The organism is Rheinheimera faecalis (genome assembly GCF_021290965.1).
Taxonomy (GTDB): domain Bacteria; phylum Pseudomonadota; class Gammaproteobacteria; order Enterobacterales; family Alteromonadaceae; genus Pararheinheimera; species Pararheinheimera faecalis.
The window spans coordinates 56195-70661 of record NZ_JAJOYT010000014.1; the positions used below are offsets into that span (position 1 = coordinate 56195).

11 protein-coding genes are annotated in these 14467 nt (G+C 47.2%); 5 read left to right on the plus strand and 6 right to left on the minus strand.

Annotated elements, in window-relative coordinates:
• Positions 1–147 precede the first annotated feature (147 nt).
• Both LSG34_RS18215 and LSG34_RS18220 read left to right on the plus strand, forming a co-directional pair.
• On the plus strand, positions 148–672 hold the full coding sequence (locus tag LSG34_RS18215) for a phosphoglycerate mutase family protein (protein ID WP_233010595.1): 525 nt from the start codon (positions 148–150) through the stop codon (positions 670–672).
• A 109-nt stretch (positions 673–781) separates the two neighbouring features.
• Positions 782–3004, plus strand: a complete 2223-nt coding sequence (locus LSG34_RS18220; protein WP_233010596.1) for a GspE/PulE family protein — start codon at positions 782–784, stop codon at positions 3002–3004.
• Between the two features lie 34 nt (positions 3005–3038).
• On the opposite strand, the gene LSG34_RS18225 is transcribed toward LSG34_RS18220, so the two are convergent.
• From LSG34_RS18225 to LSG34_RS18235, 3 genes are all read right to left on the minus strand, one after another.
• A complete protein-coding gene (locus LSG34_RS18225) occupies positions 3039–4607 on the minus strand; it encodes a methyl-accepting chemotaxis protein (RefSeq protein WP_233010598.1) in 1569 nt (522 codons plus the stop codon).
• A 145-nt stretch (positions 4608–4752) separates the two neighbouring features.
• A complete protein-coding gene (rlmC, locus tag LSG34_RS18230; protein WP_233010600.1) occupies positions 4753–5901 on the minus strand; it encodes a 23S rRNA (uracil(747)-C(5))-methyltransferase RlmC in 1149 nt (382 codons plus the stop codon).
• A gap of 91 nt (positions 5902–5992) precedes the next feature.
• Positions 5993–6736, minus strand: coding sequence for a dienelactone hydrolase family protein (locus LSG34_RS18235; RefSeq protein WP_233010602.1), 744 nt, complete (start codon positions 6734–6736; stop codon positions 5993–5995).
• 271 nt (positions 6737–7007) lie between these two features.
• Here LSG34_RS18235 and LSG34_RS18240 point away from each other — a divergent pair, with 271 nt between their 5' ends.
• From LSG34_RS18240 to LSG34_RS18250, 3 genes are all read left to right on the plus strand, one after another.
• Positions 7008–7715 (plus strand): SIMPL domain-containing protein, encoded by a 708-nt coding sequence (locus LSG34_RS18240; RefSeq protein ID WP_233010604.1) that lies wholly within the window; start codon positions 7008–7010, stop codon positions 7713–7715.
• 13 nt (positions 7716–7728) lie between these two features.
• A complete protein-coding gene (locus LSG34_RS18245) occupies positions 7729–7959 on the plus strand; it encodes a YajG family lipoprotein (protein WP_233010606.1) in 231 nt (76 codons plus the stop codon).
• A gap of 79 nt (positions 7960–8038) precedes the next feature.
• Complete coding sequence (locus LSG34_RS18250; RefSeq protein WP_233010608.1) at positions 8039–8230, plus strand: hypothetical protein; 192 nt, start codon at positions 8039–8041, stop codon at positions 8228–8230.
• 92 nt (positions 8231–8322) lie between these two features.
• Here LSG34_RS18250 and LSG34_RS18255 read toward each other — a convergent pair whose 3' ends face one another.
• From LSG34_RS18255 to LSG34_RS18265, 3 genes are read right to left on the minus strand one after another with little or no spacing between them, the layout of a single operon-like run.
• Positions 8323–10212, minus strand: a complete 1890-nt coding sequence (locus LSG34_RS18255; protein ID WP_233010609.1) for a phytase — start codon at positions 10210–10212, stop codon at positions 8323–8325.
• Complete coding sequence (locus LSG34_RS18260; protein WP_233010610.1) at positions 10209–11597, minus strand: purple acid phosphatase family protein; 1389 nt, start codon at positions 11595–11597, stop codon at positions 10209–10211. The genes LSG34_RS18255 and LSG34_RS18260 overlap by 4 nt, the downstream gene beginning before the upstream one ends.
• Before the next feature lie 9 nt (positions 11598–11606).
• On the minus strand, positions 11607–14360 hold the full coding sequence (locus LSG34_RS18265; RefSeq protein WP_233010612.1) for a TonB-dependent receptor: 2754 nt from the start codon (positions 14358–14360) through the stop codon (positions 11607–11609).
• Between the last annotated feature and the right edge of the window lie 107 nt (positions 14361–14467).

Consider the following 14467-nt stretch of genomic DNA (forward strand, 5'->3'; position numbering starts at 1 on the left):
CATCCAGAACAAAAACGACGCTTAGTGTAAAAAATAAAAGCCCTGCCGTGAACCTTTCTTTTTAGCTGCTGGCATCGACGCTGTTCATCTGGCATTCTCCACTGGTTTTTTAATTAGACGAAACAGCGGGAAAAAAGGGGTTAACCAGTGATCAAAAAATTATCAGCTCTTGCCGGAATCACACTACTTGGCGTTACAGCTTGTACTTTGCATGCAGCTCCGCTTGAGATTTATTTGGTGCGGCATGCTGAAAAATTAAAATCTGCGGACAAAGACCCGGAGCTAAGTCCTTGTGGTCTGGCGCAAGCTAAGGCGATGGCAAAATTGATCCCTACAGCTCTGAATACCATTTATCACAGCGGCTATCAACGTACTCAACAAACGGCTCAACAAGTTGCATTAGCTCAGTCCGATGCGAAGCTACAGCCTTATAACGCCGGTGATTTACCAGCCCTTGCTGCAAAAATCCTGCAACAGGACAGCACAGTGCTGGTGGTTGGCCACAGCAATACCACGCCTGAACTGATCCATCTGCTGAGTCAACTGCCTGCACCACAGATCACCGAACAAGACTATGGTGTGGTTTATCAGTTAAAGCAGTCTGGGCAAGCTTATAGTTTATTGAGTTCTACCATTGTACAGCCAGCAATCTGCGCCTCATCGAATAGTTAGATCAAGCACTTAGCCAGGCTGCCTCGCAGCAAAAATAATCCCCTATGCTAGACTGACAGCAACGAAGTTTTTCCTTCTTTGACAAGCTACAGTCTGGTGCAGAGGCTTTATGGCGTTTTATCAGAAATTGTTAGAACTGTTTCAGTCTATCCACAACTCTGAACGTTTTCTGGATGTATTTCCCGAACTGGAAGCACAAATACTGCAGCTTTTTTCGGCCGAACGTATCACTATTTATCAGCGGAGTTATCACAGTCAGGATATTTATTCGCGCTTTAAAACTGGTTCAGAACTGACTGAAATCCGCGTGCCCATAGGCCCACAATCCATAGCAGGTTATGTCGCTTTAAGTAAAAAATCAGTATTGATTCAAGATGCTTACGATGAACAGGAACTGCATCAGATCCATCCTAAACTGAATTTCGCCCGTCAGTTTGATCAGAAATCCGGCTTTCGCACCCGCTCTGTTCTGGCCGTGCCTATCACTGAACAAAACGTGTTGTTAGGTGTGATCCAGCTGATCAACGCTAAAACAGCATCAGCTTTTAGTCAGGAAGACTGTGATAAAGCCATGCAGCTGGCGCAATTACTGGGCCAGAAATTTCGTTATGAATTAGGGGCAACCCGCGGGCCTTTTGATTATTTACAGCACCGTAATTTAATTTCAGCCAGCCAATTGCAACAGTTAAATCAACCACCACAAGATTTTGCCACTCAAGTGAATAAAATCATCACCGACTACAAAATCAGTAAAGAACAGCTGGGCTTATCGCTGGAAGCTTTCTATCAGGTCAGTTTTATTGGCTTTGAACCTGATAAGTATCAGTTACATACGCTGAACAGCAAACTCAACCGCTCTTACTTGCTGAAAAACCACCTGGTGATCCTCGAAGACCAATCCGGCAAAGTGGTGATAGTGCTGACCAACCCAAACCACGCCGATACCCTGATGGAAGTGGAACGGGCGACGGGCTTATTAAGTTACGATATTCATGTCGCTTTACCTGACGATATCGATCACTACATTAAAGGTCAGCAAGAGGATAACCTGACTGAGCTTGGCGATTTATTAAATGAAGCTGATGATGATCTGACGCTTGAGACTCTGCAACAAGAAGACGAAGGAATATCAGAAGAAACCCCTGTGGTGGTCAAGCTGGTAAACCGGGTTTTAATGGACGCACAGCGCCTGAATGCCTCCGATATTCATATTGAATCCGGTAAAGGTAAAAGCTCCTGCCGCGTGCGTTTACGTATTGATGGCGAATGTCGTGAGCTAATTCAAATTCCACCTGCTTTTATGCCTCCCGTCGTATCCCGCATTAAAATCATGGCGCGGCTGGATATCGCCGAAAAACGTCTGCCACAGGATGGTAAGTTCAGCGTCAAACTGGCGAATAAAATCATCGAAGTGCGGGTTGCCACTTTGCCTACAGTGTTTGGTGAAGGTGTGGTGATGCGGATTTTAGCCAGTGGAGAAGCTTTGCCTTTTGATAAGCTGCAACTGAGCCCACGTAATTACCAGATGATGTCGCAGATGATCAAACATCCTCATGGTGTCTTGTTAGTGGTTGGCCCTACAGGCTCAGGTAAAACCACCACTTTGCATGCCATTTTAGGACGACTGAATACCACGGATAAAAAAATCTGGACAGCTGAAGACCCGGTTGAAATTACCCAGCCAGGCTTACAGCAAGTGCAAATGAACAACAAATCCGGCTTAACCTTTGCTGTGGCTTTGCGAGCTTTTCTGCGGGCCGATCCGGATATTATTTTAATAGGTGAAATGCGTGATAAAGAAACAGCGCACGCCGGTATCGAAGCTTCACTCACAGGGCACTTAGTCTTATCCACACTGCACACCAATTCAGCGCCTGAAACCATTACCCGCTTAATTGATATTGGTATAGATCCGATCAACTTTGCTGACGCCTGCATCGGTATTCTGGCACAGCGGCTGGTTCGTACCTTATGCACTAAATGCAAAGAAGCCTACCAACCAGACCAGATAGAACAAGATTATATAGAGCGGCATTATGGCCTGGCTTTTGCGCCAGAACTTGAGCTAAAAAGCCCGCTGACACTCTATAAAGCCAAGGGTTGTCCGGCTTGTGAACAAACAGGCTATAAAGGCCGGGTGGGTGTACATGAGCTGTTGCCAGTCACAGGCAAGGTACGGCAGCTGATTTATCATAAAGCCAGCATAGAGCAAATTCAGCAGCAGGCTGTAACAGACGGTATGCGTACTTTAGTGCAGGACGGTATTTTAAAAGTGTTGTCCGGAGTCACAGACTTTAAACAGTTGCAGGCGATTTCGGTATTTGAAGACTAAAGCCGGCTCACCGGCTTTAGTCAGTTAACACCAACTAGACTTTACGGAAACGCTCCACCAGTTCATGCAACTGCTCAGAGGTATTTTGTAAATCTTTACCACTTTCGCTAACCGCTGTACCCTGACTTAGTGATTTACTGGCAAGATCAGAAATACTGACAATTTGTTGGTTAATATCTTCAGCCACATGAGCCTGCTCTTCGACGGCAGCGGCCATTTGTCCCGCCATAGCCGCAATGCTGCTGACTGCAACACTAATACCTTCCAGCGCTTTTTCTGTTTGAGCAACCTGAGTCACCCCCAATTCGGCATCCTTCCGGCCATTTTCCGCTACCAGTACAGAAGCTTTGGCTTTGGTCGACAGTTGCTGAATAATCTCATAAATCTCTTTGGTCGATGCCGTAGTACGGGACGCCAATAGCCGCACTTCATCCGCAACCACCGCAAAACCACGGCCTTGTTCACCAGCACGCGCAGCTTCAATAGCAGCATTGAGTGCCAGTAAGTTCGTTTGCTCGGCAATTTGCTCAATAATTTGCGCAGCTCCAACTATTTTATTGGTTTGCTCCGCCAAATCTGCGACAGACTGACTAATATCGTTCACCGTTTTTTGCAACTGTTGCATAGCGCCACGCGTCTGCCCCGCTACAGTTGAACCTGAACGGGCCAAGGCATCTGCATCATCGGCTTTGCTCGCCGTGTCCTGCACATGAGAAGACACCTCAGCGATAGTCGTCGTCATTTCATTCATCGCAGTCGCCACCTGCTCCGTCTGCATTTGCTGCTTACGAATACTGTCAGCCGCGTCGACCGACAATTTCCGCACTTGCTCCGAGAGCACAGCCACTTTTGTTGATGCATCCTCAATCCGGGTTAATACGGTATTTAAGTGAGCGCTCTCCGCGAGTAAAGCCACCTCCAGTTGTCCTTGTCTACCCTGATGTTTTGCGTAAGAGGCGACAGCCAAGGCATCGGTAAATGCCGCTGGCATTAACTCAAGCAAGCTGTTCAATGATTGCTTATAACGAACAACTCCCATGCCATAACTAAGTACAGCTGTCAGAGCCAAGGCAATTGCAGCAGCAACAGAGCCTAAAGCCCACCATAAAATCGCGGAGATGATCAGAGCAATCAAAGGTAAAATGGACCAGCGCAGATCGGATGCTACATCGGAGCCAGCTTTGTTGGTATTTTTGCCATCACTAATAGCTTTATACAATTGCTCTGCATGAGCGACCTGGGCGCGGCTGGGTACAGTGCGCACCGACTCGTAGCCCACCACCCGGCCATGCTCCGTAACAGGCGTAACGTAGGCATTGACCCAATAATAATCGCCATTTTTACAGCGATTCTTTACCAGCCCCATCCAGGGTTTACCTTGCTGCAAATAGCCCCACATAGTTTTAAAGGCAACCTCAGGCATATCAGGGTGCCTCACTATATTATGAGGTTTGCCCACCAGCTCTTCTTTGCTAAAACCACTGATGGAGACAAAAGCATCGTTACAATGCAAAATTGTGCCTTTGATATCAGTGGAAGAAATCAGCTGCTGCTCTTTTGGAAAAGTACGTTCTCTTTCGGTAACGGGTAGGTTCTTACGCATCTGCGACACTCTCCTTAGTGGTCCATGATATAAATAAATCCAACGGACATAAATTAAAACCGGGAAATGAAAATACTGGTAAAAAACTAGCACCAGATCGGAGTATTGGACAGGAAATGTAAAAAAATATAAATTGCTGAACAACTTATCTGTTACTACGCCTTTGCAACAAGGTAAGCACTTCTGCGTGATGAGTATGAGGAAACATATCAAAGAGTTGTACTTTTAACAGCTGATAGTCCTGAGTCAATAAGGCTAAATCGCTGGCTAGCGTCTCTGGATTGCAGCTCGAATAAATCAGCCATACCGGTTGTAATGCCAGCACAGACTGACAAAGCGCAGCACCTAAGCCTCGTCTGGGTGGGTTCACCAACAGCAGATCAGGCGCATCTTTTGAAGCTTTAGCAAAAGCTGCTGCATCCAATGCCTGAAATTTTACCTCAGCCAGGCCAAGCTCAGAGGCTGAACGTGTAGCGCTGGCAATGGCTTTGGGAGCAATTTCGATACCGGTCAAGTCCCGCCGCTGACCTTGAGTAGAACTTGCCAGATGCAAACCAAAACCACCGACACCACAAAACAAATCCCACAATGTCTGTCCAGGTAAAGGTTCAGCCCATTGTTTTGCAGTGGCATACAAAGCAGCCGCCACTGAAGTATTAGTCTGGAAAAAACTTTGAGGAGTCAGATACAAAGGTATGCCATTTAACTCTTCACGTAATAGCTCTTGTGGAGTTAATACAATCTCTTCAGGCCCTTCCAGCACTGCCATATGCACGGGCTGCAGATTGACGGAACACACTTCTAACTCTGGCCATTGTTGTTGCAGCCAGGGTAAATGCTTTTGGATAGAGGCCAGACAATTTTTAGAGCGCAGCACAAATCGCAGCATAAAGCGACCTGAATGCTGACTTTGACTGAGTAAAATAAGCTTCAGCTCGCCTTGTTTCTGCTCCAACTGGTAAGGCGTTAAGGCCGCACGTTGAATAAAACTTTTGATTAAAGCAAAAGCAGGCGCAAAAGCTGCCGGGTATAAAGGGCAGGCTGATAAATCGACAGGGGTTTGGCCATTCAGAATACCCAGCACAGGCTGATCTTTTGTACCAGACACCACCATTTTAGCTTTAGTACGAAAACCCTGTTCTTCACTTGCCACTGCAGGCAAAAGTTCAGCTTCGGCAAAAGGCGTCAGCAAAAGTGCCAGTTGCTGCTGTTTTTGCTCCAATTGTGTAGCATAAGGTACAGCCAGCTGATTACAGGAGTTACAACGTCCGGCTAAAAACTCAACACAATTCATCGTTTCTCAACTGCACTCAAGGGCTTTGGCTTCATGGCCGCTATTTTACGGCCTAAAGCAAAACCAAAGCCAGAAAAACTACCAGCACAACTTACATCTGACGGAACAAGGCCACTGCTTGCTGGTAATTCTGCAGCGCCAAAGCTGCATCATAACGCTCGCCTTCATCGCGCATAAAAGCATGCTGGGCATTGCATTCATACCAGCTAAAACTGACTTTGGCCTCCGTTAATTGTTGATACACCTTTTGACGCCCTTCCGGGGATACATGAGGATCCTGTTTACCCCAAACCATCACCAGTTCGCCCTGAATATCAGCAGCACGGCCCAGGGTTTGCTGACCTTCGCCACAAGGCAAAGTATCACTGTGTAGATCTGTGGCATACAAGCAATAGGTGGCTTTAATAGCCGGATTCAAAGCTGCACGAAACGCCAGATGGCCGCCAATACAAACGCCCATAGCCCCTACTTCTGGTCGGACATAAGGCAAGGTTTTTAAATAATCCAACATCACCTGATTGTCGCTATCGTAGCTTTCCAGTGGTTTAGTCCATTTGTCCTGATTGCCTTTGTCTTTGCCCGCGTCGTCATAAGCAAGCACGGTGCCCAGCGGATTTAACTCATGAAAAATCTCAGGCACCAGCACGACAAAACCATGACTGGCCAGAATGGCTGCACTGCGGGCAATAGGAGCCGTTTGCTGGAAAATTTCTGAATAAAACAAAATAGCCGGATAAGTTTTACCTGCTGTAGCTGCGGCTAAAGGCTGGTACTGATACACCTGCATGGGCCCTGTTGGTGTAATTAAGGTGACTTGGCTTTGTTCAATTTGCATAAAAGTTGGTCTGAAATAGAAGGCTGGGCTTCCATCATAATCAGCAAAATACAAAGGCACCAGAGTGTTTTTACTATCTATACCCAAGTAATTGCAGTTGTAGCGAGGCGGCAAGCTTTCGAGACCCCAGGAGCATAGTAAACCTATGAGACTGGGGCGAGAGGGTGAAGTCAACAAAGCTACAGCTTCAAGTAAGACGGGTATATACAGTATTAATCAGCCATTCAGCTACTCTGCATACACTTAGCTTATCTAAATGTAAGGAGTTTATATGGTCCAGTCCCGCTCATGGGTTGCTGCCGCAGTATTAGCCGCAGGTATGGTTGCAGGTAGCGCCATTTTAGCCAGTAGCCTGATTGAATTCAGAGCTATGGAGCGTGTGGTGCAGGTGAAAGGGTTGTCGGAGCGCGAAGTAGCCGCAGATACTGTGATTTGGCCTATTAAATTTAACGATGTCGACAATAACCTGACCACACTGGTGGCTAATGTTGAACGTAAAAACGAGCAAATTCAGGCGTTTTTAAAGTTACAGGGCTTTAGTCAAAAAGAAATTACTGTCGCTGTGCCACAAATTGTCGATCGTCAGGCCGGTTATTACGACCCCAATGCCAATCAGATGCGTTATACGGCCAGCTCTACTGTGACTGTGTACAGCAGCAATGTTGATTTAGTGCATCAGGCCATGGCGAAGTTACTGGAATTAAGCAAAACAGGTATAGCCATAGCAGGTCAGGACTACGACAGTAAACCCGAATTTATTTTCAGTGGTTTAAATGAATTAAAACCCGACATGATTGCAGAAGCGACGCGCAATGCCCGTGAAGTGGCCACTAAATTTGCAGCCGATTCAGACAGTAAACTGGGCAAAATTAAAACCGCCAGCCAGGGTCAGTTCAGTATTACTGACCGTGACAGCAATACGCCTTATATCAAAAAAGTCAGAGTAGTAGCGACAGTTGACTACTACCTGTCAGATTAAAACGGAGCTTATGATGAAAAAAGCATTGTTGATGACTACAAGTATTGCCGCACTGCTGACACTGACAGGTTGTGCGGTACGAGGCCCCACTGTATGGGTTGAACCTCCTGCCTATTACAGTCCTGCTGTTATAGTAGAGCCAAGACCAACGGTAGTGGTGTACGAAGAGCGCCACTATCATCAGGACAGGCACTATCATAAAAAGCACAAAAAACATAAACGTCATTATCACCATGATGATTGATCTGACTGAAGAGCTGAGTTGTACAATTGCCAGGATTAGCACTAAGCTAAGCTGGCACGTTTAAATAAAAGGGAAAAAAATGCGTATTTATTCAGCTTTAGTTGTTGCCTCAGTTGGTATAGTCCTGATGTCAGGTTTAACAGGCTGTGCCGTCAGAGGTCCAAGTGTGACAGTTGAGCCGCCTAAAGTTCTGGTTCCGGGTGTAATAGTCGAAGGTCATGGTCACGGCAAACATTGCCCGCCAGGACAAGCGAAAAAAGGTAAATGTTAAGTTTTTATTTTTTGTTTTTATTTTAATTTGGCAGGACGTGTGAAAGGCCGGAGCATTTGCTCCGGCCTTTTTATTGGTCTGTTTCCTAGTGATTATTGAGTTGGCAACAATTCCAATAACTGCTCTAAAGGCACCAGTTTCAGGTTCTGACCTTGTTCCGGCATACGGTTACGGCCATCCTGCACTATCACGGCCCCTTGTTCAAAACCGTTGCCCAAGGACAAAGTGGTCAGCTCCAGGCCATCGGTTTCGGAGCTGCCATCTATGCCCAGCTCCGCATTTAAGCGCACTCTGAAACGAGCTACGGCTTTGTATGGCGCGGTGGTTTGATACAACACGTAACTGTCATTACCCTGACTGGATGCCAGCAAATAAGCCGGTTTTCCATTTTTTCCGGGTAACAGGGCCAAACCTTCCACATCAGCCACCAGCACATCAGCATCGGCTTTAATCACCAGTTCGCCTTTGGTATCGGCTTTAGCATCAGCAGCAAAACGCCAAATACCTACATCTTCTTCGCCCAAAAACAGCAGGTCATTCTGATCATCTGCCACGCAGCCTTCAGGCTGACTTGGCACCTTTAAGCGTCGTACTTCTTTGGCGCTCCAGTTCTGACCATTGGAGCTGATCTGGTACTGTAGCACTGTGCCATCTTTGTCATTGGCAAACACATAAGTCTGACCGCTGCGTTTTGACTGATACAAACACAAGCCGTAAATATCGCTAAAAGGTGTGGCAAACTTCAATGCTGTTTTCACTTGCCCTTGCGCATCTATCACAAAGAGTTGCACCGAGTTATCGGCTCTTAAGGTCGCAGCAGCTATATCCTGTTTTTTACCCTGATACTCAAGGCCATAACGCAGGTCGATATTGTTCACCCGCCCTACATGTAAAAACTGCAGCTGCTCGCCTTTCATGTTGTACACAGCCACACCCGCTCTTTTGTCCGTGGCTAAAATACGACTATTGTCGGGATTTTTTGCGTCCTGCCAAACAGCAGGATCATCTATCGCATCCCCTCTGTAGCTAACAGCTACAGTTTCCAAAGTTGGGCTTAGTTGCTGCATAGGCAGAGTGGAACGCTCTGGCAAGATGGCAGCTTGCGTCTGATAAGCTTTATCTTTGAATTGCGTATGCTGACCCTCTTCACTGACGACTGACAAGATGCCGGCAGAGAGGCCTAACTGCTCTGCAGACTCCAGTGCTGTGATGGCTTTGCTCTGTTGCCACACCAAAGCATCGCCTTGGCTTTGATAACTTTGCAGCAAAGCTGGTTCTTCCTGTAACGCCACTAAAGTGCTATCCGCAGTGAACTCCAATGCTTTCACTTCACCTGTGAGTTTGCCCAAAGGTGCCTGCACATCAATCAGGGTGCGGCCTTCGTCGGCTTCCACTTCCGCATTGTAAGACCAGAGCGCTGTAGCGCCTTCAGCCAGATAGAGTTTGCCTTTTTGCTGATCGACAGCACAGGCTGTGGCATCAGTGGGCAGGTTTAAATTACGGATGGATAAAGGCGCTGCTAAAAACTTCGAATCCTGCGCCAGTAACCACTGCTCACCCAAACCTCTGTCGCCTATTAAAAACAGACTAAGTTGTTTGTTCTCTGCACTTTGATACCAGCATAAATCGTCCACCACCAGTTGGCTGACCAACTGTTTGCCTGAGCGCTGTACTGTTTTACCCTGTAATTGCCACCAATGCAGCTGATTGCTTTCTGTTTCAATAGCAGCCAGGACCACTGAGCCATCGGTTTGAGGCAAAGCTTTTAAACGGCGAAATACACCAGGCCATTGTTGGATCACTGCACCTTTGCCATCTTGCCAGACTAAGGCTGAGGCAGAGCTTTGAAACTGCCCCACTGTGGTAGTGAGCTCTGCATAGACAGCTGCAGACGAGTCAATTGCTGTGCCGTTTTGGCTTTGCGCCTGACAGGCCATCAGCATAGCCGCTGAAACTAAAGTCGCGATTAAAGAGTATTTCATTTTTTCTCCGGGGCGCTTTGGGCAGCGCTGAATTCTGTGCCTTGCCAGCATTTGTTGTCGTTGATGGTTTTAGCGCTGCAATGGGCGATTTTGGCTTTAAATTGTTGCTGCAACAGGTTCGAACCATCGCTCTGACGCTTTAAGGTGAAGCTGTCGTACAAGCGGCCTGTCACTGTGATGGCTTTTACTTTTAGCTGGTTTTCACTGATATCCAGTTGCTGAAATAATTGAGTATCTTCGCCGACCTGAGCCATTTTGGCGCGAGCCTGTTTCGACACCAGATACATTTTAGGACCCGCCACTGACACCATATACACCGGGCCTTTGCCTTCAGGCTGATAACGGCCATACACATGGTCATGCCCCTGCAACACCAAATCGACTTTGTACTGGTCAAATAAGAGTTGCCAGTACTGGCGTAATCTTGGGTTATCACGGCCCAAAGACACCGAAAACATCGGATGATGATAGATGGCGATAGTCCAGCGGTTCGGATTATTCGAAAGCACCTGCTTTAACCAGTCGGCCTGCACTTTAGCCAGGTTTTCATCTTCCACTGCAGCAGTGGAGTTCAGCACAATAAAACGTACGCCCTGATAATCGTGATAAAACACTGTGTCCTGCAAAGACGTTGGGCCATTATTCAGGCTCTGAAACTGCGCGGTAAATTGTGCAGCCAGCTCCCTGCGTTCTTCACCTTTGGCATTTTCGCTTTTCAGGTATTCATGGTTACCAGCGGCAATCAGCTGCGGCGTCATAGCGCCCACCCAGCCGATAGCGTCAAACCATTCTCCCCATTCGTGATCCAAAATGCCGTAACGGGAATTAACCAAATCACCTGCATGGAGCATCAGTTTAGCTTGCGGCACTTGCTGCTGAGCACTTCGCACCAAACGTGAGAAATGCGCTTTTAAGTTGTTTTGTGCATCACCAAAATACAGCAAACTAAAAGGCTCAAACTCTGTTTTGGCGGTGCGAAATTGCAGCCACTCACTCCAGTTGCCTTCACCTTTGACTCTGTAGGCATACAAGGTATCGCTTTGTAAGCCAGCCATGCTGGCTTTATAAAAATAGGCCGGGCCATTGTCGGTTTGCACTAAAGTGCCTTTGACATCCAGCGTTTTCGCATCAAGCTCCAGCGCCGGCCCATCAATAGCTTTAGCCCATTGCAACTGACTTTGCGCTATGCTGCTGCGCCAACCGACCGCCTGACTGCTGGCGGCATCGGTGGCAGGTAACAGCACTATGCGATCGGCAAAGCTAGTTGCCTGATACCGGCTTTTTCCTTCGGGTACTGAAGTATTACTGGCAGAAGCCACACAGCTTAAAACCAGCAGCAGGCCGACCACTGGCCTGCACATTTGTTTATATGCTTTAAGACTCATAAGGCTTCCTTACCAGTTGGTTAACTGAATACCGACGGCAAAAGTACGGCCATATTCTTCGTACTGAGCATTAAAGGCGCGTGTGCCTGTGTAGTTGTAATAAGGCTCGTCTGTTAAATTCACCGCATTAAAGTACAACTGCACAGCCGGGTCGATTTTCCATTTGGCGCTGAAATCCCATTGCAACTGGCTGTCGCTGAATAAGTCATAAGCCGGGTCGTCAAACTCGCTGACTTCCACCAGATAATCGGATTTATAGTTGGCAGCTAAACGTAAGCTCCAGCTGTTGTCTTCATAACCAATAGCCATATTGGCGGTTTTGTCCGACTGACTGGGTAAATCTATATCACGGGTCAGCAGCTCGCCGTCATCAAACCAGCTGATTTGTGCATCAGAACGGCTTAAGGTTAAGTTAGCAGAGACTAACCAGTGATCCCAAAACTCGCTGATGCCTTGCAGTTGCTGCACATAGTTCAGCTCCAGACCATATAAAGTGGCGTCATCACCATTGATAAAAGTTTCGGCGTGATTAAAGTCCTCGTATTCACCTTGACCTGCCAGATCTGTGGCGTAGATAAAGTCTTTAATGTCTTTGTAGAACAACATGGCTGACATTACGCCTAACTTGTCCGGGTAGTACTCCACACCTAAATCCAGGTTGGTTGAAGTTAACGCCTCAAGTGCCGGATTACCGAAGCTGGCTTCAATATCGCCATCATCTTCTTCCAGCACAAAAGCCGGTGCCAACTGAGCAAAACTCGGGCGTACTAAAGAGCTGGTAATGGCGGCTCTGATTTGAGTTTGGTCCGACAGGCTGTAACGGCTGATCACAGCTGGCAACCAGTGTGATTCAGAACCGCTGTACAATTGTGGGCTGAATTCTTCTGTCGTAGCGTCGTATTTGCTACCTACAGCGTCACGTTGGTCATGCTCAAAACGGCTACCTGCAATGACTTGCCAGTTTTCGCCCTGCCAGTTACCTTGCAGATAAGCGGCTTTGATTTCTTCGTCGACTCTGAAATCGTTAATTTGCGATTCCACCGGATCCAGATAATCATCTCTGTCTAAGGTGCTTAATTCTGACAATAACAACCCAGGATTAATGGCTGGTCCAAAACGACCTAAACCATAATCTGCATTGCCCATAGGGTAATCAGCCAGAGTTAATTTACTCAGGCCTGCATCTTCTAAATCTTCATACAGCCACAGGCTTTCATCTGCAACTTTGCTTCTGTCACTCCATTTCACACCAGCTTTGACTTCCAGCGCGCCCCAGCTTTGCAGCAGTTCGCGGCTTAAATCAAACTTAGCGTTTTTCTCTTTCTCTTCAGTGAAGGTGTCAGCTACTTCGACTTCATCCAGCTCGTAGTCTTCAGCACTGTAAGCCGATTCTGGTGCCAGTAACTGCAGTTTATCTGTGCCGCTGAAACTTAAACCTTCGTCAAATTCTTGTTTAAACTGACCATCGGCCAGACTAAAAGGTGTTTTTTCATCGGCTTTGCTGGCGCCTGCTTCGGCTTTCCACTGCCAGTCTGCTAACTGTTGTTGCATCCCAAGCACCACAGCGCTGATGGTTTGAGTTTCTTCACGGGCTTTAATACCACGCACCAGCTCACCTGCGGAATCAGTACCAGCTTGTACTGGTTCTTCAAATTCAGTGAGTAAACCCTGACGCACTTCATCGTCGGTAAACTTGCTGTACAAAGTACGCAGGTAATAGTCAGTGTCGCCTTCAGGGCGATAATCTAAGTTCAGCGCCAAGCCCATACGTTTGCGGCTGATTTGATACTGGCGCTGTTCAAATTCTTCCAGTGCCTGTTCTTCAATATCCCAGTTGCCGCCTGTCTCGACATTGTCTGAACCAAATTTACGGTCGGCATAACTGGCAGATAAAGCCACACCTAAAGCGTCTTTATCACCAGCTATATCAAAAATGCTGCTGTATAAACCTGATACCTTTGGGCTGGTTTCGCTTTGTTGCTGGTTGTAACTACCTTCAGCGCTGAAGCTATAAAAATCATGGCTGCGGTCAAAAGCGGAAATACTTTTGATATCGACAGTGCCACCTAAAGAACCCGCAGCTTGTTCAGGGGCTATGGTTTTGGTGACTTCAACAGAGGACAATAAATCAGAGGGGATCACATCCAGAGCCACAGCACGACGGCCTGATTCTGGCGCAGCCAGTTGGGTACCGTTGTAGGTCACTGTATTGTAATCCGGCGCTAAACCACGAACGCGGATAAAACGGCCTTCGCCTTGATCCGGCTCTACAGACAAACCAGCTAAACGCGCTAAAGACTCACTGACGTTTTTATCCGGGAACTGACCCAGTTCGTCTGTCGTTGCCACACTGACAATACCGCTGGCAAAACGTTGCTGACTTAAGGCCTTACCTGCTGATGCAAGCTGGCCTTGAACTTCCAGCTTTTCGATACCGGATTCCACTTTTGCCAGCGTGATATCACCCATAGCCTGATTAGAGCTTAAGCTGACATCAGATTTTTGCTGCGGCACACCGGCATAACTAAATTGCAGTTGGTACTGGCCTTCTGGCAAATTAGAAAACACAAAACGACCATCATGGCCTGTGACTTTACTGATTTTTAATGCCGGAATACTGACCTGCACACCAGACAATAATACCTGGCGGTTATCAACCACCCGGCCTGTTAATTCAGCGGCCTGCGCCGACATGACTGAAGCGCAGATCAAACTGATGCTGCTGGCCAATAAAGCGCGACGAAACACTGTGTTCGTTTGCATAAGAAGAACCCCAATTCCTAAAGATGTTTATAGTGATTGGAATTTATTCTGCGGCGTTTTTATGACAACTCAGCGTGTTAAAGCGGTGATGGCTGAGCTAAGCGGAC